This is a genomic window from Avibacterium sp. 20-126, from assembly GCF_044358625.1.
Taxonomy (GTDB): Bacteria; Pseudomonadota; Gammaproteobacteria; order Enterobacterales; family Pasteurellaceae; genus Avibacterium.
Genome location: NZ_CP091457.1, coordinates 690,061 through 710,576 on the forward strand (window position 1 = coordinate 690,061; position 20,516 = coordinate 710,576).

At 39.3% G+C, this 20,516-nt stretch carries 16 protein-coding genes; 7 read left to right on the forward strand and 9 right to left on the reverse strand.

What is annotated here, in order from left to right; all coding sequences use genetic code 11:
- The first annotated feature begins 27 nt into the window (after positions 1-27).
- Positions 28-999: an elongation factor P--(R)-beta-lysine ligase gene (gene epmA, locus L4F91_RS03340; protein WP_250350638.1), complete on the forward strand. Its 972-nt coding sequence runs from the start codon at positions 28-30 to the stop codon at positions 997-999.
- A 551-nt stretch (positions 1,000-1,550) separates the two neighbouring features.
- The gene (locus L4F91_RS03345; protein WP_395897257.1) at positions 1,551-2,642 is read left to right on the forward strand and encodes a porin; all 1,092 of its coding nucleotides are present in this window, start codon (positions 1,551-1,553) and stop codon (positions 2,640-2,642) included.
- 100 nt (positions 2,643-2,742) lie between these two features.
- Here the strand turns inward: L4F91_RS03345 and rnb are convergent, their stop codons facing one another.
- From rnb to prfB, 5 genes are all read right to left on the reverse strand, one after another.
- Entirely contained in the window at positions 2,743-4,722 is a 1,980-nt protein-coding gene (rnb, locus tag L4F91_RS03350) for an exoribonuclease II (RefSeq protein WP_250350636.1), read from the reverse strand.
- 69 nt (positions 4,723-4,791) lie between these two features.
- Entirely contained in the window at positions 4,792-5,580 is a 789-nt protein-coding gene (locus L4F91_RS03355; protein ID WP_250350635.1) for an SDR family oxidoreductase, read from the reverse strand.
- Positions 5,581-5,766: 186 nt separating this feature from the next.
- Entirely contained in the window at positions 5,767-6,522 is a 756-nt protein-coding gene (locus tag L4F91_RS03360) for a Nif3-like dinuclear metal center hexameric protein (protein ID WP_250350634.1), read from the reverse strand.
- A gap of 65 nt (positions 6,523-6,587) precedes the next feature.
- Entirely contained in the window at positions 6,588-8,096 is a 1,509-nt protein-coding gene (gene lysS, locus L4F91_RS03365; protein ID WP_250350633.1) for a lysine--tRNA ligase, read from the reverse strand.
- Between the two features lie 169 nt (positions 8,097-8,265).
- Positions 8,266-9,364 (reverse strand): peptide chain release factor 2 gene (gene prfB, locus L4F91_RS03370; protein ID WP_250364313.1). Its coding sequence is split into 2 segments (ribosomal slippage): positions 8,266-9,288 and positions 9,290-9,364, totalling 1,098 coding nucleotides; the frame shifts between segments, so codons are not numbered across the junction.
- 162 nt (positions 9,365-9,526) lie between these two features.
- Between prfB and dsbC the strand changes: the two genes are divergently transcribed.
- The 4 genes from dsbC (at position 9,527) to L4F91_RS03390 (ending at position 13,381) form a co-directional block, all read left to right on the forward strand.
- A complete protein-coding gene (dsbC, locus tag L4F91_RS03375) occupies positions 9,527-10,213 on the forward strand; it encodes a bifunctional protein-disulfide isomerase/oxidoreductase DsbC (protein ID WP_395897261.1) in 687 nt (228 codons plus the stop codon).
- A gap of 71 nt (positions 10,214-10,284) precedes the next feature.
- The gene (gene recJ, locus L4F91_RS03380; RefSeq protein ID WP_395897263.1) at positions 10,285-12,006 is read left to right on the forward strand and encodes a single-stranded-DNA-specific exonuclease RecJ; all 1,722 of its coding nucleotides are present in this window, start codon (positions 10,285-10,287) and stop codon (positions 12,004-12,006) included.
- A gap of 11 nt (positions 12,007-12,017) precedes the next feature.
- Positions 12,018-12,677, forward strand: coding sequence for a thiol:disulfide interchange protein DsbA/DsbL (locus L4F91_RS03385; protein WP_250350629.1), 660 nt, complete (start codon positions 12,018-12,020; stop codon positions 12,675-12,677).
- Positions 12,677-13,381 (forward strand): 5'-methylthioadenosine/adenosylhomocysteine nucleosidase, encoded by a 705-nt coding sequence (locus L4F91_RS03390; RefSeq protein WP_250364547.1) that lies wholly within the window; start codon positions 12,677-12,679, stop codon positions 13,379-13,381. Before L4F91_RS03385 ends, L4F91_RS03390 begins: the two co-directional genes overlap by 1 nt.
- Positions 13,382-13,433: 52 nt before the next feature.
- On the opposite strand, the gene uhpC is transcribed toward L4F91_RS03390, so the two are convergent.
- The 4 genes from uhpC to uhpT all read right to left on the reverse strand — a co-directional run bounded on the left by uhpC (position 13,434) and on the right by uhpT (position 18,324).
- Complete coding sequence (gene uhpC / locus L4F91_RS03395; RefSeq protein ID WP_250364317.1) at positions 13,434-14,708, reverse strand: MFS transporter family glucose-6-phosphate receptor UhpC; 1,275 nt, start codon at positions 14,706-14,708, stop codon at positions 13,434-13,436.
- The gene (gene uhpB, locus L4F91_RS03400) at positions 14,708-16,219 is read right to left on the reverse strand and encodes a signal transduction histidine-protein kinase/phosphatase UhpB (protein ID WP_395897266.1); all 1,512 of its coding nucleotides are present in this window, start codon (positions 16,217-16,219) and stop codon (positions 14,708-14,710) included. The genes uhpC and uhpB overlap by 1 nt, the downstream gene beginning before the upstream one ends.
- 1 nt (position 16,220) lies before the next feature.
- Entirely contained in the window at positions 16,221-16,823 is a 603-nt protein-coding gene (locus tag L4F91_RS03405; RefSeq protein WP_395897268.1) for a response regulator, read from the reverse strand.
- A 130-nt stretch (positions 16,824-16,953) separates the two neighbouring features.
- Entirely contained in the window at positions 16,954-18,324 is a 1,371-nt protein-coding gene (uhpT, locus tag L4F91_RS03410; RefSeq protein WP_395897270.1) for a hexose-6-phosphate:phosphate antiporter, read from the reverse strand.
- Positions 18,325-18,690: 366 nt separating this feature from the next.
- Between uhpT and L4F91_RS03415 the strand changes: the two genes are divergently transcribed.
- Positions 18,691-20,454 carry a ShlB/FhaC/HecB family hemolysin secretion/activation protein gene (locus L4F91_RS03415; protein ID WP_250364321.1) on the forward strand — a complete coding sequence of 588 codons (1,764 nt, stop codon included), beginning with the start codon at positions 18,691-18,693 and terminating at the stop codon, positions 20,452-20,454.
- Positions 20,455-20,516: the final 62 nt, after the last annotated feature.

Here is a 20,516-nt window from a genome sequence, read left to right on the forward strand (position 1 = left end):
TTACAAAGGAATTGACTGAGGCACTTTATGACTGAAAATGAACAATGGCGACCAACAGCCAGTATTCAAAATTTATTAGCTCGCGCCAAAATTATGGCTGAAATTCGTCGCTTTTTTACTGACAGAGGATTGCTAGAAGTCGAAACACCAATTTTAAGTGAATTCGGTGTAACGGATGTGCATCTTGCCACCTTTAGCACAGAATTCACCTCACCGTTTAAACATCAATCAAAAACCTTATGGCTCTCAACTAGCCCAGAATACCCAATGAAACGCCTACTGGCTGCCGGAAGTGGGGCGATTTTTCAGCTTTGTAAAGTGTTCCGCAATGAAGAAGCTGGCACAAAACATAACCCAGAGTTCACGATGTTGGAATGGTATCGTCCGCATTTTGATATGTACCGTCTTATCAATGAAGTGGATGACTTATTACAGCAAATTTTAGATTGTGCTCCCGCAGAAAGTATGACATATCAATTTGCCTTTCAAGAATATGTCGGGCTAGATCCGCTTTCTGCCTCTCGCGAAGAATTAATTGCCAAAGCGAAAGAATATCATCTGGAACAAGCAGAAAATGAAGAGAGAGATACCTTGCTACAATTTTTATTCAGCGCTGTGGTTGAACCAAATATTGGACAAGAACGCCCCGTTGCCATTTATCATTTCCCTGCAACACAAGCCGCATTAGCACAAATTAGCTCAGAAGATCACCGTGTGGCAGAGCGTTTCGAGTTCTACTATAAAGGCATTGAATTGGCTAACGGCTTTAATGAACTTACTGATGCAAACGAACAACGCCATCGTTTTGAACAAGATAACCGCCAACGTGAACAATTAGGTTTACCAATCCGCCAACTTGATGAGCGTTTTCTCGCTGCACTCCAAGCTGGTGTGCCAAATTGTGCTGGCGTAGCCCTAGGCGTAGATCGTTTAATTATGATTGCACTTGGTGCAAAAAATATCAGTGAAGTGGTTGCATTTAGTATAGAAAATGCTTAATTAAGAAAAATCATAAAAAATGACCGCACTTTGGTTTGAAGATCAAAGTGCGGTCATTTTTATTGACGTTTTTCAAAGTAAAAAGAAAGCAACTCAGTACTTTGGGGAGTGGCGAAGAATGTCGCAAAACATAGTGCATTGTGTTTCTGAATTAGATGATAAATTGTGATCTGTTGCACATTATTAAATAAAATACCTATTTATTTTATTTTTTATGAAATGTTGTTTTATAAATATAATTGGAGTGGCTTTAATTGCTTGTTTATCAATATGTTAGGTTTATATATGCAGAGAAGAAAACGGATTTCGGTTAATAAAAGTGAGGCGGAGATCACATTTTTTCATTTGGTATATTTTTCTTATTTGTTTTAACTATATGTTTTTATTTCATATTTTTCATTTGTTTAAAAGTTCCCTGTTTTTGACAGAAAAAAATAACCTACCTATATTATTTCCAACCGAAATTATTTTTGGTTAATTAATATCGGATTGATAGAAATTGGGGTTTTATTCTGTCGGGTATAAAAGACCTTAAACAAAGGAAGTTCATTATGAAAAAGACACTTATCGCATTAGCTGTAACAGCAATGGTTTCAGCCACCGCAAATGCCACTGTAATCTATGAAAAAGAAGGAACAAAAATTGATTTAGATGGTCGTATGCACTTTGAATTGCGTAATGATTCAGAGCGACGCAATGATTTACGTGATATTGGTTCACGTGTGCGTGTAAGAGCATATCAAGATGTCGGGGCGGGTTTTCAAGTATTTGGTGGCGCAGAGCTTCGTTTTTCTAGCGGTAGTGGGGCAGCGGATGCCATTGGAAATAATTTAAGAACACATCGTTTATTTGTTGGTGTGAAACAAAATGATGTGGGTACTTTAACCTTTGGTCGTCAATTAAACTTAGGTGATAACATCCCTAAAGCAAATTATACTTATGATGGTGGCGGTAATATTTTCTTCGATGGGCATAAAAAAGCCGCAACATTTATGTCTAACAAATTTGCTGGTTTCCGTTTCGCTGCAGATTATTACTTTGGACAAGCGAATAAAGCGAACCAAACTTCAAGCGGTACAACTGACGCGGAGGAAGGTCAAGGCTATGGTGTAGGTGTATTCTATGATAATAGCTTTGGTGATTTTGATGTTCGTTTTGGTTCGGGTTATTCTGCGGTAACTCAATCTGAAGACAATACCAAAGCCAAAGAATTCAAACTTAAACGTGGTGGTGTTGGTTTTGATCTTACCTATAACAAACTTGTTACACTAGGCTTTGACTGGGCATTTGGTAAAGTGTCTAAAACAGGTGTTGAAAGTGGTAATATTGGTTTCCAAAAAGTCGCAGGTTATAAAGCAACGTTGCATAAAAATAACCGTTTCTTAGTGGGCTTAAAAGTAATGGCAACGCCACAAAATGCTGTTTATGGAGAATACTATTTTGCAACAGGTAAAAAAGCAGACCCAGCAGCGAAAGCGTTAAAAATGCGCGGTTGGATGTTAGGTGTAGATCATCGCTTTAATAAAAACCTTGTTGTGTATCTTGAGGGTGGTAAAGGTAAAGTTACACAAGATGGTAAAGTGTTGAACACAAAAGGAAAAGCAAACCATCGTGTAGCATTGGGTGCGCGTTTCTTATTCTAATATTAATAGTTTGATTTAAATCCCTACGATAAATAATGGGCCACCCTTAAATTAGTGTATTGTCTAAATTTAGGTGGCCTATTTTGTTCTGGGCAAAAGCTTAATTCACGACCTGCCCAATAATACTCCGAGTTTCTTCTTTCACTTCGGTGAGTATCACTTGTATTTTGTCGCCGATTTTATAAGCTTTTTCACCTTTGATATAAAGGGCGATTTCGTCAGGGTTGACTTGTATTTCTTCCTTATTATTGTGAATGGTGGAAGCGGGGATAAACATTGACGCGCCATTTTCTAACAATAACACACGCAATCCGCTACGCATTACATCTTGAATTTCAGCGTCAAATTGCGGTTTGCTTTCTACTTTGTCGGCTAAATAACGGCAGTATAGCCAATCCGCAATATCACGCTCGATCAAACGATTTTGCCGGCGTGCCTCTTGTAAGCGTTGTAGTACTGCGTCGCTCGGTTTTTGATATTGCTGCGTTGTTAAGCTTGCTTTGATGAGGCGATGATTCACCATATCACAGTATTTACGAATTGGAGATGTCCAAGTCGCATAACCTTCTAGCCCTAAACCAAAGTGCGGTGCTAATTCTGCTTTAAATTCCGCAAAGGTGAGGTAGCGGCGTAAGCGTAGCTCTAGATAATCTCCCTCAATCGGTTCAATATCGTGTCGCATACGACAATAGCCCTCAAGTGTTGCGAGGTTTTCAGTGGAATAACGTGTTTTTAGTTCGGCTTCACTCTCTTCATTTGCTAACTGAGAAAGGAGAAACTGTTGTGCGGAAGTTAGGTTTTTGCTATCAAAGCCTGAATGGGTATTAAAAATACCACATTGTGCTGTTTCATTAAGATAATGCGCCGCACAGATATTAGCGAGGATCATTGCTTCTTCGACAATTTGATTGGCAATACGGCGATATTCGGCAACGATTGCCTCAACTTTTCCATTTTCAGCCAATTTAAAGCTGTAATCAGGCTTTTCTTTAAATAGCAAAGCATTGGTTTTACGCCATTGGATTCGTGCTAAGGTAAATTGATGAAGCAGATCGATTTGATTTTTGGTGGCTTCGTCATTTGGTTGCCAAGCATTGTCTTGCTGTTCTAAGTAATCCGACACATTATTATAGGCTAATTTCGCTTTTGACTGGATCTGAGCGGATTGGAAAAGAGGTTTGCTACGGAGATTGCCTTGTAAATCAATTTCAATATGACAAACTAATGCAGGACGCACTTCATTTTCCATCAGTGAACAGAGTTCATCTGAAAGCTCTCTCGGCAACATTGGAATGTTAAAACCCGGAAGGTAATTGGTGAAACAGCGTTGCTTGGCTTCTTGTTCAATGATTGAATTTTCATCAATATAAGCAGTAGGATCGGCAATGGCAACCACTAATTTCCAGCCGACTTGTTGCCCGTTTTCATCAAGCTGTTCAATATAAAGCGCATCATCCATATCTTGGGTGCTTTCGCTATCAATCGTAACAAAATGAAGTGCGGTCAAATCCTCACGTAGTTGTTTATCAAGCATTTCATAATGATCTTGTCCCTGAACAGGGTAGCGAGACTGTTGATGGCGCGCTAAGGTTACCCACCAAGGGGCAAATTCATCACGTTGTGAGCAAATAAATTGGGTGATTTGAGCAAATAAAAAACGGTCATCGCGTAATGGGTGGGTTTTCAATTCAGCCACCACCCAATCGCCTTCTTGTAAGTCTTCGGTAACCGTTTTAACTTTATTGGCACCAATAGGTTGATTGATTTGTGGATGATCCACCAAGACTTGCAATTTTTTGTCTTTATTGAACCGCACTTTAGCGATAAAACGAGTGAGCATTGGCTCGATCAGTTCTTCTGGTTCGGCTTGTTCTTTATCGCCGACCGTTTCAATGCGTGCTTTGATTTTATCGCCGTGCATCACTTTTTTCATTGCCGCAGGAGGAATGAAGTAGCTTTTTTTGTCCGTTTCTAAAAAGCCAAATGCTTTGTCTGAACCGCGTACCATACCTTCAACGACAGGTTTGCTATCACGAATTTGTTGTTTTAATTGAGATAATAGGGGATTATTTTGAAACATATCATTTCTTCTTAATAAACGACAAAAGGCAGACGTTATAGGTCTGCCTTATTTTGTTCGAGGTTAAATTTATTCTGCACCTAATTCGCTCATTGCAGTAATGCTAAAGCCTGCATCAACGTGCAATACTTCGCCAGTTACTCCAGAAGCTAAATCAGAGCATAAGAAAGCGGCGGAATTACCTACATCTTCGATGGTTACTGTACGACGTAATGGCGCAGTGTTTTCAAAGGTTGCCAACATTTTCTTGAAGTTTTTAATGCCGGATGCCGCTAATGTGCGAATTGGGCCGGCGGAAATCGCATTGACACGGATGCCGTCTTTACCTAGATCGGCTGCCATAACGCGGGTACTTGCTTCAAGAGAGGCTTTTGCTAAGCACATCACATTGTAGTTTGGAATAGCGCGTTCAGCGCCTAAGTAGGTGAGGGTAACTAAGCCTGAATTTGGGTTAAGCATAGGGCGTGCTGCTTGTGCCATTGCGACAAAACTGTATGCGCTGATATCGTGTGCAATGCGAAAGCCTTCACGTGTCGCCGCATTAACATAATCACCATCTAATTGATCGCCTGGAGCAAATGCGATTGCGTGGACAAAACCATCAAATTTTTCCCAGTGTTTACTTAATTCAGTAAAACAGTTGGTGATATTTTCATCGCTGGCAACATCAAGAGGAAGAATAATGTCTGAACCAAATTCTTTGGCAAATTCTTCCACGCGAGGTTTTAATTTGTCATTCAAATAAGTGAATGCAAGCTCTGCACCTTCACGTTTCATTGCTGAAGCAATACCATAAGCGATAGAACGATTGCTCGCCAAACCTGTAATTAAAATACGTTTACCTGTTAAGAAACCCATTTTTTATTCCTTTTTATGAACCTAATGAATTAGGTATTGTGAAAAATTGTGCTTAGTATAAGGGAAAAGTTGCGCTTATACAAAGCTGACCTGAATTTTAGCAAAATTTACACCGCACTTTGCTTTTTTACTGGCGTTGATTTAGCGTTAATGTTGCCTTACTGAATACAGTTCCCTTGATATTAACTACGCTGGATTGTAAATATCTTTGAACGCCACATCAACATCGTAGTTTTTCGCCAGCCATTCTCCTAAGGCTTTGACACCATAACGCTCAGTGCAATGATGCCCAGCTGCGAAGAAATTAATCCCTTGTTCTCGCGCTGAATGGATTGTTTGCTCCGAAACTTCACCCGTAATAAACGCATCAATGCCTTGTTGAGCAGCAAGATCAATATAGCCTTGACCGCCCCCCGTACAAATGCCCACCGTGTGAATGAAGTGCGGTGCATTTTCCAAACAAAAAAGTGGTTTGCGTTGTAATTGCTGTTCAATGCGTTGTGCCAATTCTTCACCACTGATTGGTGTTTTTAACGTCCCGTAAACGGGAATACTGAATCTTCCTTGTTCCAATGGTTGGAGATCCTCAATACCAAGCAAGGCGGCAAGTTGCGCGTTATTGCCAAGTTCAGGGTGAACATCAAGGGGTAAATGATAGGCATAAAGATTAATATCATTTTGCAATAATGCCTTGATTCGCTTACCTTTCATTCCTCGAATACAAGGATTTTCGCTTTTCCAAAAATAGCCGTGATGAACCAAAATGGCATCGGCATTTTGTTTAATCGCATAATCAATTAACGCTTGGCTTGCTGTTACGCCAGTGATGATCTTTTTAACTTCATCTTTACCTTGTATTTGTAAACCATTCGGTGCATAGTCGGTGATACTAGTAGAATCTAGTTTTTGATTGATTAATTGTTCTAATGTTAAATTGTTCATTATTTATTATTCACTATGAAAAAGAAAAGACAGCCTTAAGCTATCTTTCCTTTATTAATTTATCTTTACCCTTTATGTTTCATTGCGGGGAAGAGAATTACATCACGGATTGATGGTGCATTGGCGAAGAGCATTGCTAAACGGTCAATGCCAAGACCCTCTCCAGCCGTTGGTGGCAAGCCGTGTTCAAGTGCGGTAACAAAATCGTCATCTTTAAACATCGCTTCGTCATCACCAGCTTCTTTTGCGGCAACCTGTGCATCAAAGCGTTCAGCTTGATCTTCGGCATCATTTAATTCTGAGAAACCGTTACCAATTTCACGTCCACCAATAAATAATTCAAAACGATCGGTAACCTCTGGGTTTTCATCATTACGGCGTGCTAATGGTGAAATTTCCGCTGGATGAGCCATTAAGAAAGTCGGTTGAATTAAGTGATGTTCTGCCACTTCTTCAAAAATTGCGTTTACGATAGAACCTAAGCCCCAAGATTTTTGTACTTCAATGCCAAGTTTGGTTGCCAATACCTTAGCGCGATCGAAATCATAAAGATCTTCTTTCTCAATGCCTTTATCCGCACCGTATTTTAAAATTGCTTCGTGCATAGTGATACGCTCGAATGGCTTACCGAAATCAAATTCATAGTCGCCATAAGGAACAATTGTGGTGCCGAGAATGTCTAGGGCGAGTTTGCGTAATAATTCTTCGGTGTTATCCATTAAATCGTGGTAATCCGCATAGGCTTGATAATATTCGATCATCGTAAATTCTGGATTATGACGTACAGAAACCCCTTCATTACGGAAGTTACGATTTAATTCAAATACACGTTCAAACCCACCTACAACAAGGCGTTTTAAATAAAGCTCTGGGGCAATACGTAGATACATATCAATATCTAATGCATTGTGATGGGTAACAAATGGACGGGCAGCTGCACCACCGGGGATCACTTGTAGCATAGGCGTTTCTACTTCAATAAAGCCTTTACTGATGAAATACTCACGCATTCCAGCAATCACTTTTGAGCGAATAATAAAAGTGCGGCGTGATTCTTCATTAGAAATGAGATCTAAGTAGCGTTGGCGATAACGCATTTCTTGATCGGCTAAACCGTGGAATTTATCGGGTAATGGGCGTAGTGCTTTGGTTAAAAGTTGTACTTCTGAGGCGCGAACGGTCAGTTCATTGGTTTTGGTTTTAAATAATGTGCCTTTAACCCCAACAATATCGCCTAAATCCCAGTTACCGACATCATCAGCATAGACGCCTTCTGGCAAATTATCACGAGCGATATAAAGTTGAATGCGTCCGCTCATATCTTGCAAGGTAACAAAGGTCGCTTTACCCATAATGCGGCGTGTCATAATGCGCCCTGCCACTTTCACTTCCACATTTTGAGCTTTTAGTGCTTCGCCTTCTACTTCATCATATTGTTGATGCAAATCCTGTGCGAGCGTATCACGGCGGAAGGTATTGGGAAACGCATTGCCTTTTTTACGCAATGCGGCCAATTTTTCACGGCGAACTCGCATTTCACCATTTAAATCTAATTCTTGAGTTTGTTCTGTCATTTTGTTTTACCTTTAAATTTTATTGTTATCTACACAACCCTTTATGAGGCAAGGTTAAAATCGTTTAGTCAATCTATGGTTTGCGAATAATCAGATTTTTCTTTCTTTTTTATAAGAAAAACCTGAGCATTGGTGATGTCAGAAAAGATCTTGATTTTTTATCTAACGATTACAAACCAGCTTTTAAGCTTGCCTCAATAAATTTATCTAAATCACCATCTAACACGGCTTGCGTGTTGCGGTTTTCAACCCCTGTACGTAAATCTTTAATTCGTGCATCATCAAGCACATAAGAACGAATTTGGCTGCCCCAACCAATGTCGGATTTATTATCCTCCATAGCCTGTTTTTCGGCATTTTGTTTTTGCAATTCAAGTTCGTACAATTTGGCTTTAAGCTGTTTCATTGCTTGATCTTTATTCTTATGTTGCGAACGATCATTTTGACATTGCACCACAATACCACTTGGAATATGGGTAATTCGCACCGCACTTTCTGTTTTGTTCACGTGTTGTCCGCCAGCACCAGAGGCGCGATAGACATCAATGCGTAAATCCGCAGGATTGATATCAATATCAATGTTGTCATCAATTTCAGGATAAACAAAAGCGGCACTAAAAGAAGTATGACGACGATTATTCGAATCAAATGGACTTTTACGTACGAGACGATGAATGCCCGTTTCTGTTCTAAGCCAGCCGAAAGCATATTCGCCAGAAACACGGATCGTTGCAGATTTTATCCCCGCGACATCACCGTCAGAAACTTCCATCAATTCGGTTTTAAAGCCTTTACTTTCAGCCCAACGTAAATACATACGTAATAACATTTCTGTCCAGTCTTGTGCTTCTGTTCCGCCAGAGCCTGCTTGAAGATCGACATAGCAATCTGCCGCATCATTTGCGCCACTAAACATACGGCGAAACTCAAGTGTAGCTAATTTTTGTTCTAATTCATCTAGTTCTGCCACCGCCTCATTGAAGGTGTCTTCATCTTCAGCTTCAATGGCAAGTTCTAACAAGCCCTCTACATCTTCCAAGCCTTGTGTTAAATGTTTAATGGTATCAACCACCGCCTCTAAGCTCGCACGTTCTTTGCCTAGCGCTTGGGCTTTTTCTGGCTCATTCCATACATCGGGCTGTTCTAGCTCTGCATTGACTTCTTCTAAACGTTCGATTTTGCTATCAACGTCAAAGATACCCCCTAAGGGTTGCCGTACGTTCAGCAAGATCGGCAATTTTATTTTTGATTGGGTTAATTTCAAACATAAATTCAGTTCTATATGATTTTTTAATATAAGAGCCGAATTATATGCTATTTTAGCCCAATTTGGTAGGTCAATTATGTTGAAAGCCTTTTCCTATTAGCTTGTTAATAGGGCTTGTGATAAAATCTGCCGTTCGCAAGGAATGAATATCAGGAAACAAAAAATGAAGAAAATAATTACCGCACTTTCGTTAGCGACTTTGTCTGCTTATGCGCTGGCTAACGATGCTCAAATTGAAAGCCAATTAAAAAAATTGGGGATTTCGCAAATGGAGATCAAATCTTCTCCGCTTGCAGGAATTAAAACAGTCATCAGTAATGAAGGCATTTTTTATACCTCTGAAGATGGCAAATATGTGCTACAAGGGCAACTATACCAACTCACTGATAAAGGTCCAGTAGATTTAACAGGAAAATTTTTACTTGATAAATTAAACAGTTATAAAGATGAAATGATTGTTTATCCAGCAAAAAATGAAAAATATGCGGTAACTGTATTTATGGATATCACTTGCCATTATTGTCATTTATTGCATCAGCAAATTCAGCAATATAATGATTTAGGCATTACCGTGCGTTACCTTGCGTTTCCTCGTGGTGGATTGAATAATAACACGGCAAAACAAATGGAAGCCATTTGGCAGGCGAAAGATCCTGTGTATGCCTTAAATGAAGCAGAAAAAGGCAATTTGCCGAAAACCTTGAAGAATGCCGATAGAGTAAAAAAACACTATGAGCTTGGTGTACAATTTGGTGTGCGCGGTACGCCTAGCATTGTTACGCCGACAGGCGAGCTGATTGGGGGCTATTTACCACCAAAAGAATTATTAAACGCGTTGCAAGAAGAATAAGCGCGGTAAAATTTTTTGTTGGGGGCTATGTATTCCCCCAAAATAGCGAGAGTGAAATCCATTAATTTGATATGAACAAAACAATCCAACGCCGTCCTATTAGCTCAGAACAGCCTATTAGCGATCATCCTTTGCTTGATCGCCTTTATCGTGCGCGTCAAATAAAAAATTCGCAACAATTAGACCGCACTTTAAATTCAATGCTTTCTCCCCACAGGTTATTTGGTATGCAACACGCGGTAAATGTGTTGGCACAGGCTCGGGAAGCGCAAAAAAAGGTGGTCATCGTTGGGGATTTTGATGCAGATGGCGCAACCAGTACGGCATTAACCGTTGTGGCGTTACGTCAGCTTGGCTTTCAGCAAGTGGATTATCTTGTGCCGAACCGTTTTGAACAAGGTTATGGCTTAAGTGTTGAGGTGGCGAAATTAGCTTTGGAAAAACAGGTAGAGGTACTTATCACCGTAGATAATGGCATTTCTTCCTTTGAAGGCGTTGCCTTTTTAAAAGCACAGGGCGTACAAGTGGTGGTAACCGATCACCATTTACCTAGCGAAACCTTGCCGGAAGCTGATGCCATTGTAAATCCCAATTTATCACAATGTGATTTTCCGTCTAAATCTTTAGCAGGCGTTGGGGTTGCTTTTTATGTGATGTTGGCGTTACGCGCTAAGTTACGTGAACAAGGCATATTTGATAACAAAAGCCAACCCAATTTTACTGAGTTGCTTGATTTGGTGGCACTTGGCACCATTGCCGATGTGGTGCCATTAGATCAAAATAATCGTATTCTCGCTTATCAAGGCTTGCAACGTATTCGTGCAGGACGTTGTCGCTACGGTATCCAAGCCTTAGCAGAAGTGGCTAATCGTGATATGAGCCGATTTAGTGCGTCAGATTTAGGCTTTGCTATCGCGCCTCGTTTAAATGCAGCGGGTCGGTTAGATAATATGTCAGTCGGGGTCGAATTACTTTTAGCACAAGATATGCCTTCTGCACGGGCATTGGCATTAGAGTTAGACGGACTTAACCAAACACGTAAAGAAATTGAACAAGGAATGAAATTAGAGGCGCTAGAAATTTGCCGAAAATTGACCGCACTTACTCCGCCATTGCCAACAGGTATCGTACTTTATCAAGCAGATTGGCATCAAGGTGTGCTGGGCATTTTAGCGTCAAGACTAAAAGATCAGTTTCATCGCCCCGTGATTGCTTTTGCCCAAGATCAGGAAGGCATTCTTAAAGGCTCAGCGCGTTCTATTGAAGGATTGCATATTCGCGATTTATTGGAACGCTTACATTCTCGCCATCCAGATATGATTATCAAATTTGGCGGACACGCAATGGCAGCAGGGCTGAGCATTCAAGAAGAAAAATTTAGTGATTTCCAACGACTATTTAATGAAGTTGTAACGGAATGTTTAGATGAGAAAGATCTGCAAGGTGTCGTGTGGACGGACGGCGAACTTGAGCCACAATTTATGAATTTAGATACGGCAGAGCTACTCAAGCAATCAGGGCCTTGGGGGCAAGCTTTCCCTGAGCCTGTCTTTGATGGTGAATTTAACCTCTTACAACAGCGTTTAGTGGGCGAAAAGCATTTAAAAATGATGGTTGAGCCAATCAATGGTGGGGCTTTATTCGATGCCATTGCATTTAACGTGGATACCCGTTATTACCCTGATCTTTCATTAAAAAAAGTGAAACTTGCCTATAAATTAGATGTTAATGAATACCGTGGGCAGCGTAATATTCAGCTCTTGGTGGATTATATTGAGCCATTGGCAGATTGATGGTGTATAAAATGTGGCGGCTACTTTTTTTCTTTATGATGCTTGGTGTGAGCCAAATAAGTTGGGCTGAACCCCTTGAACAGCCTAAGTTACATATCAGCCAATTTGAAGAAGGGCGTGATTATTTTTCTTATCAGGAACCATTAATGATTCCTGCTCGTGCTGATCATAAGATTTTAATTCAATTTTTCTTTGATTATGATTGCCGTGTTTGTTCTGTGGCGCAGGATATTCTTAATTTATATAGCCAAATCAATCGTGATCATATTGTACTCACGGAGATTCCCGTTGCTACAACAAAAGCGAACTTAACGGCAAATATTTTTTACACCTTACAGCAAATGAATGCAGAGAATGTTTCTGATTTATTGTTGTTTGAAAGTTCTGAAAAAAAACGTTATACCGAATTAGCTCATTTTCCTACTTTCTTAAAATGGCTTGCACAACAACATATTGATACAGAAGAATTTACTAAATTGTATCATTCGGTTAATGTCCGTTTACAAGTAAAAGATGCCATTCAACTGACGGAAGAATATGGGGTATTTACTTATCCTTATGCCATCATTAATGGCCGTTATGTGCTTACCGCAAGCACCCTTTATAACGATGATTATAGCTTTGCCGTGTTAGATTTTTTAATTAACAAATTATTACAAGAGAAACAATGATGAAAATTGGAATTGTCGGTGCAATGGCACAAGAAGTGGCGTATTTATCTGCCCTAATGGAAAACCAAACGACAACGCAAATTGGTGGCGCAACCATTTATCAAGGTACAATTAAGGGCAAAAACATTGCCTTATTGCAATCAGGTATAGGAAAAGTGGCAGCTGCAATGGGAACCACTGCGCTGTTGCAACTTGCTAACCCCGATGTGATTATCAACACGGGCTCGGCAGGTGGGGTTGCAACGGGATTAAAGGTAGGCGATGTAGTGATTTCTACCCAAACAGCTCACCACGATGCGGACGTTACCGCATTCGGCTATGTCAAAGGTCAGCTACCTAATTGCCCCGCACGTTTTAATTCTGACGAAAATCTCACCGCACTTGCGGAAAAAGTGGCACTTGCGCAAGGGCAAAAAGTGCATAAAGGCTTAATTTGTTCAGGTGATAGTTTTATCCACGGCGGAGAGCCTCTCGCACAAATTAAACAACATTTTGCTGATGTAACAGCGGTAGAAATGGAAGCCGCCGCCATTGCCCAAGTATGCCACGCTTTTAACATACCTTTTGTGGTGGTTCGTGCAATTTCTGATAGTGGCGATGGGGAAGCGAGTATGTCCTTTGAAGAATTCCTTCCTCTCGCCGCCAAGCAATCTTCCGCAATGGTTGTGGCGATGATTGATGAGTTGTCATCATTTAAGCCATAACAGAAAGACGTAACAGTAAGAAGCCTTAGTATTTTTATATGCTAAGGCTTTTTTAATTCTGTGCTTTTAAAAATGGCAAGAGTAATAAGGCAATAAGAAAGGCGCAACAGGAAATCACCACAAAAAAACCGTTCCAATGAAAGTGTTGCATAATAATGGCTAAAGGATAGCCTGATAATGCCGCCCCTAAATAAGCAAATAAACCAATAAACCCCGTAGCGGTGCCTGCCAGTTTTTTATGGGAACATTCCGCTGCTGCCATTCCAATCAGCATTTGTGGACCAAATACAAAAAATCCGATAGAAAAAAACACCGCACTTTGCAAAATAAACTTTTCTTGCACCATTAACCACAATGCTAAAATAGAAAAGAAAATACCAATCGCAAATAGCAGTGCCATAGGGCCACGATTGCTAGAAAATAATTTATCAGATCCCCAACCAGCAACTAACGAACCCAAAATACCGCCAATTTCAAATAGTGAAATAACACTGTTGGCAGACACCAAATCATAATGATATTTTTCAGTTAAATAAATATTTCCCCAGTCGTTAATGGCTGTTCTGACAATATAAACGAGGGTATAACTGAGTGCCAAAAGCCAAATATATTTATTTAACAAAACGTAGCGATATAATATTTGTTGCCAGCAAAGATCTTTTCCTTCTTGTTCTTGAATTAATTCTAATTGATCCTTTCGCCATTGCCCAATGCTCGGTAGCCCAAGAGATTCAGGGGTACCTCGTAACCGCAGGGCAAGGAATAGGGCAATAAAAAGCGTGATGATCCCAGCGATAATGAATCCATAACGCCAACTATAATGCAAGGTAACATAGCCAATAATTAAAGGGATTAATGCCCCACCCACATTGTGTGCAGTGTTCCATACCGACCACCAAGCGCCCCGTTCTGTACGAGAATACCAAGTGGTGAGCAATTTAGAACAAGCAGGCCAGCCCCAGCCTTGAAACCACGCATTGAGAATCCATAAGCTCATAAACACGAAGAGTGAACTTGATAATCCAAAAAAGATATTTATAACGCCACTAAAAAAGAGACCAATTGCCATAAAATAGCGTGGATTAGTGCGATCAGAAAACATACCAGATAAAAATTTAGAAATGCCATAAGTAATATAAAAGGCGGTGGTCATCATTCCAATATCATTTTTATCAATGCCTAAATCAGAAATTAATGCAGGAACAGCATAGTTAAAACTTTTTCGAGTAAAATAAAAACCGGCATAGCCAATATACATCACAAACATTAAATGAATGCGCCAATATTGGTAACGTTGATTGATTTGTTGCGGTGTTTCTTTATTCATTAGTTAATCCAAGGTAATTCTACAAAAATACCTGTGCCACTTTGCTGGTGTTTTGTCCATTTTACAGAATGAATCTCAAATTTTCCGCCTAACATTGCAACACGTTCTTTCATTCCTTTTATACCTAATCCACTGTGGTTGATTTTAGATAAATCAAAACCAATGCCGTTGTCTTGAATATATAATGTGATTTTTTCATCAATGTTCACATTAATAGTGATTTTTGTTGCACCCGCATATTTTTTTATATTATTTAATGCTTCTTGGCATAAACGATATAACGTAATTTCAAGTAAATGAGAAAGTACGCGATTTTTCGGATTATGACAATGCAAATAAATATGCGTGTTTTGGCTTGCAAAATCTAATTCAATAAAAAGATTTTGTAAGGCTTCTTGTAAGTTGAGGTCATCTAAAATACGTGGACGGATTTTATTAATAAGCCCTTTAATACTATCGTAAATATTTAAGGATAATTGCTCAATAATCTGTGAGAGTTTTTCGTATTCTGGTGTTTTTCCTATCCGTTTTAAAATACTCGCTTGTGTTCTAATAGCCGTGATATTTTGTCCAATTTCATCGTGTAATTCTCGTGAGATTTCCTTCCTAATTTCTTCTTCACGATGAATTAATTGCTGGGTTAAATATTGGTTTCTCAGCAATTCTTGGCTTAAATGCTGATTTAAATCTCGTTGATGTTGAATGCCTAAGCCAAGGAAAATGCCTGTAATAGTTTGGGCAGAAAGGGTGAGCAATAAATCGGTTAATTCTACGTTAGAAAAATGGTGAGTTGTACTAATCAGCGCCAAACTATTCAATAAGATCCCTAGCAAAGCGCCTTGCCAACCATAACGAAAAGCCAGCAAAATAATGGGTATGGCTAAGAAAAAGAGTGAAAAACGATTAAAAGATTCAGGTAAATCAGTCTGGATATAAATATTTAAGAGGAATAATAACAAATAAATAATAATAGGTTTCGATCTTAAACTGATGGGTTTTCGGATAAGGCTTGAGGTTAAAGGTAACCATTTTATTTCAAAAAGAAAATAATAAATTAAATAACAAATTGGAATAATTAGCACCGCACTTGAGAAACTGACAAGAAAGGTGAAATAAAAATGCGCTGTATTTATAAAGTAGAGGGCGTTGATTAGGCTGAGTAAGGTAATTAATAAACCTTGTAATAATAAACAGCGTAATTGACTTCCAAAATAGTATTTCTTAAATATAAACAAGATAGGTATATTCAATAACCCTAGTAAGACAATAGAAACATAATTATTGGCAGGAAAAGCAATAGAGAGTAAGAGTAAAATGCTATATTCAGCAAGATAAATAGCAATCCAATATTTTAGTTGTGTGTGAATGAGAACACCAATGCGTAACGCAAAAGGAAAAAATAAAAAAGACAGCAGTGGATCATCTAATAAATAATTAGAAATAATCCATAAGCAAAAATAGGCTGGGGCAACAAAAAACCAGCTATATATAAAAGAGAAAAGGGTATTCATTTTATCCTTTACTACGGAATAAATTGGCTAATTCAACATTATTTTTAACATTTAATTTACTCATCGCATTGGCACGATGAACGTGAACCGTTTTTATACTCAGGGATAAATGGATCGCAATGTCTTTTACATTACGCCCCTCGGCAAGTAATTCACAGACTTGTTGTTCCCGTTTGGTCAAGTGTGCCAGAGGATGCTGAGTGGGCGTGGAGACCAGTTTCAAGGTTAATTCTGGCATTAAATATACCCCTCCAGCATAAACGGTGCGTACAGCTTGGATTAATTCGTCTGGGCTACAACGCTTGCTTAAATAGCCTTTTGCACCTAATTCAAGGGCTTTTTTAACAATAAATTCTGAATCATTGACGCTGAGCATAATGCAGTGAATGCCTTGTGGAATATCAGCTAATAATTCTAACCCGCCTTCATCAGGCATAGAAATATCCATAATGCACACATCAGGTTTGAGGCGTGGTAAATTTTGACGGGTTTCTTTTGCTGAACCAAATTCACCGACAATACGCATATCCGGTTCTAAAGAAAGCAATTGCGAGAAGCCTGAACGCACCACGAGATGATCATCAACTAACACGATATTAATCATTTTGTATCCTAGCCATAAGGTATTAAGCAAAGCGGGAGAGCATTGTACTCCAATAAAAAAATTATGCAGTGAAAATTACACTGCATAATTAATATTGTTGTGAAAAGAGAAAGTGCGGTGAAAAATTATGCTATTTTTTCAAGCGACGAATTTTCTTCTCTTCTGCAATTGCCACAAAAGCAAGCAATAGCATACATACAATCGCAGAGGTATTTAACGCGGCAAAGGTTCCAGCCCAGCCGGTTAAACCAAAGATAGGGGTACCATCTGCGATCATACCCAAACCGAGTTTTGCAAAGCTATCGCCAATCAGATAAGCAAAGGTACCTTTAACTCCATCCGCAACCGCAATCGCTTTTTTCGGCACAAAGCCGACCGCTGCAACGCCGATCAATAATTGTGGTCCAAATACCAAGAAACCAAGTACGAATAATGAGATTAAGTACATATACTCGTTGCTTGCAAATTGATAAAACTCAAGGGTAAAGACAATTAAAATCAATGCAATACAAGCAGTTAATCCACGTCTTCCATTAGCTAAATCAGATAAATATCCCCATAAAAATGTGCCGACTAATGCCCCCACTTCAAATAGGGCAAAACCAGAAATGGCGGCATCTTTTGAGAACCCTAATTCTTGGTAGGCATAAACAGGCGACCATTGATCGATACCAATGCGTACGATGTAAAGGAAAATATTGGCAAAGCAAAGTAACCAAATCACCTTATTTTTTAAGATATAACGCACGAAAATTTGCCATTTAGTGAGCTGTTGCGCTTCGGCATCACGATCTTCTTCACTGATTTCTTCGCCAAATAATTCTTCTGCTGTACCTAGTCCATAAGCTTCAGGGGAATCTGAACCATAGCGTAACCCTACAAAGCCGACGATCAACGCAATCATAGAAGGGAAAATAAACATTCCGATAACGTGTCCGTCAAATAGCACATTCGCCCCAAATAATGCCACCCCAGCGGCAGCAGCGCCCCCTACGTTATGCGATAAATTCCAAAAACCAAGGAAAGAGCCACGTTTTTTACGCGGAGTCCATTTGGTAATGGTGGAATAACTTGAAGAGCCACCTGTACTTTGGAAGAAGCCACTGAGTGCATAAAATGCAACCATTAAAAATAATGCGACACTACCCCCGCCCATACTCGCACTAAAGCCGATCATACAAAGCGCAGAAAGAATGAGCATAAAAGGAACAAACTGTTTTGTATTTTTGCCGTCCGCATAATAAGAAACAAGGGTTTTCCCAATCCCGTATGCCACAGAAAAACCTAACCCAATCATACCGAGTTCAGTTTTAGTTAGTCCGTAGGTTTCGATCATATCATTTTGTGCAACGTTAAAATTCTTACGAATCAAATACATTGCCATATAGCCAATAAAGACAACCAAATAAGATTGCATAAAGGGTTTAAACCACATTTTGCGGCGTTCTTCCACTGGAAGATCGAGTACAGGTTTTCGTACCTGTTGTAAAAATTTGAACATAATTTCCTCAATATAAAGTAAAAAAGTGCGGTTAAATTTTAATAAGATTTTGCTTTTCTGCCTTGAGATGAGCGCTTAGATGAATTAGGAAAATTTCTTAGTTTTGCGCTGTTTTGAAGATTTTTGTGAGATAGATCACATTTTTCTACGCCTTAAAAGAATTGCGGAGAAATTAGCAAAAAAGAGGTTGTACTATGTGTATAACATTGTTGTGAAATGAGGCTTTTCTTTATTATTGAGGGCTTATTTCATATATTGCTACTACTAAAGTAACAGACGTAGTTAATTTCGTATTTTACCTTGCAAAAACGTTTGCTATTGGCTAGGCTTACAATTATTCCATTTAGCTTTTCTATATAAAAACTGATGTTTAGATTCTTTTATTTTACTTTTTTAGCGACTTATTGTTTTTTTCCTCTACTTTGCAGGGCTGTCACGGAACGTGTGGAAACACCTGAGGAAAAACAAATTAATGCAACGCAACAACAGCAACAAAATAACCTTAATTCCGCAATTCAGTCTCAACAAATTCAGCCGCCTCATATTCGTTTACAAAGCGACAGAATTGAAAAACAAGGTTTTCCACAGAGTGAAGCGCAATGTTTTCCTATCAAGCAAATTGTGCTAACTGATATTAACGCTAACGAAGAAAACCCTGAATTTATTCAACCAAGTCAATTTTCTTGGGCATTAAATGCGATTTATACAGAGGGGGATTTTTCCCTACCTGCTTGCATTGGCTCACAAGGGATTAATACACTTTTACGCCGTATTCAAAATCGCTTAATTGATTTTGGCTATATAACTACTCGAGTAGTTGTTGAGCCACAAGATTTGCGTTCTGAGATGTTAATTCTTACCCTCATACCGGGTAAAGTAGGACATATCCAGCTACAAGATCAAAGTGCAATTCCCTTTGCTACGAGAGGTACGCTTTGGTTTGCGATGCCAATAAAACAAGGGGATATTTTGAATGTGCGAGATATTGAACAGGGATTAGAAAACTTCAAACGTGTGCCAAGTGCTGATTCGAATATTGAATTACAAGCGACAGAAAATATCGGTGAATCGGATATTATCATTGCCTATAAACAAAAATTCCCTTTTCATTTTACCTTAGGGGTAGACGATTCAGGGACAAAAGCCACAGGGCGTTTACAGGGTTCCGCCACCTTTTCTTGGGATAATGTGACCACACTGAATGATATGTTTTATTTCAGTGCAACAAAAAGTTTTAAGCGCCATAGTGATGATGTGGAAGGAGATTATGGTAGTAAAAATTACAGTCTTTATTACTCGATTCCGTGGAAAAATTATCAGCTCAGCCTTTCTGGCTCAAGATACCAATATCATCAAACTATTGCAGGGGCTTTTGAATCCTATGAATATTCGGGGGAAAGTCGTCAAATACACGCTAATTTAAGTCGTTTGCTATGGCGCAATAGCGGTTCTAAAACTTATCTCAATGTTTCGTTATGGACAAGACAATCCTCCAACTATATTAACGATACAGAAATACAGGTACAACGTCGCCGTACCGCAGGTTGGGAAATGGGCATTAATCATACACATTATATCGGTAATGCAACATTACAACTTTCGGCTAATTATAAACGCGGTACAGGCGCTAATCGTGCCTTGCCAGCGCCTGAGGAAAAATTTGATGAAGGCACCTCCAGAATGCAGATCATCACCGCCTCTATTGACCTAAATTACCCCTTTACCTTAGGTTCTCAACCTTTTCGCTTCAATACCCATTGGAATGCTCAATGGAATCAAACACCACTGGTTCAACAGGATAAATTAAGCATTGGTGGGCGCTATACTGTACGAGGATTTGATGGTGAGTTATCTCTTTCAGGCGAGCGTGGTTGGGTATGGCGTAATGAACTTGCTTGGAACATTGCCAATAAAGGACAAGAATTATATCTCGGTATTGATCGAGGTATTGTTAGATCCTCCCAAGAAGAACTGCAACTGGGAGAGAGCCTCACTGGCGGTGTACTGGGTTTACGAGGTCGTTTATGGGGATTAAACTATGATTATTTTATTGGCATCCCAATTAGAAAACCTGAAGGGTTCAGAACCAGCCACTTAACAACAGGTTTTGCTTTAAATTACCGTTTTTAAATAAGCAGTACTGCGAGTAAACCAAGAGGAATATGGATGAAAATAAGGCGAAATCATCCATA

Excerpts from the sequence above, each read along its gene's own strand:
- lysS (WP_250350633.1), bottom strand. The coding sequence starts at position 8,096 with ATGACAGAACAAACTCAAGAATTAGATTTAAATGGTGAAATGCGAGTT.
- L4F91_RS03385 (WP_250350629.1), top strand. The coding sequence starts at position 12,018 with ATGTGGCGGCTACTTTTTTTCTTTATGATGCTTGGTGTGAGCCAAATA.
- epmA (WP_250350638.1), top strand. The coding sequence starts at position 28 with ATGACTGAAAATGAACAATGGCGACCAACAGCCAGTATTCAAAATTTA.
- uhpB (WP_395897266.1), bottom strand. The coding sequence starts at position 16,219 with ATGAATACCCTTTTCTCTTTTATATATAGCTGGTTTTTTGTTGCCCCA.
- recJ (WP_395897263.1), top strand. The coding sequence starts at position 10,285 with ATGAACAAAACAATCCAACGCCGTCCTATTAGCTCAGAACAGCCTATT.
- L4F91_RS03405 (WP_395897268.1), bottom strand. The coding sequence starts at position 16,823 with ATGATTAATATCGTGTTAGTTGATGATCATCTCGTGGTGCGTTCAGGC.
- L4F91_RS03345 (WP_395897257.1), top strand. The coding sequence starts at position 1,551 with ATGAAAAAGACACTTATCGCATTAGCTGTAACAGCAATGGTTTCAGCC.
- uhpC (WP_250364317.1), bottom strand. The coding sequence starts at position 14,708 with ATGAATAAAGAAACACCGCAACAAATCAATCAACGTTACCAATATTGG.
- L4F91_RS03360 (WP_250350634.1), bottom strand. The coding sequence starts at position 6,522 with ATGAACAATTTAACATTAGAACAATTAATCAATCAAAAACTAGATTCT.
- L4F91_RS03390 (WP_250364547.1), top strand. The coding sequence starts at position 12,677 with ATGAAAATTGGAATTGTCGGTGCAATGGCACAAGAAGTGGCGTATTTA.
- L4F91_RS03355 (WP_250350635.1), bottom strand. The coding sequence starts at position 5,580 with ATGGGTTTCTTAACAGGTAAACGTATTTTAATTACAGGTTTGGCGAGC.
- uhpT (WP_395897270.1), bottom strand. The coding sequence starts at position 18,324 with ATGTTCAAATTTTTACAACAGGTACGAAAACCTGTACTCGATCTTCCA.
- dsbC (WP_395897261.1), top strand. The coding sequence starts at position 9,527 with ATGAAGAAAATAATTACCGCACTTTCGTTAGCGACTTTGTCTGCTTAT.
- L4F91_RS03415 (WP_250364321.1), top strand. The coding sequence starts at position 18,691 with ATGTTTAGATTCTTTTATTTTACTTTTTTAGCGACTTATTGTTTTTTT.
- rnb (WP_250350636.1), bottom strand. The coding sequence starts at position 4,722 with ATGTTTCAAAATAATCCCCTATTATCTCAATTAAAACAACAAATTCGT.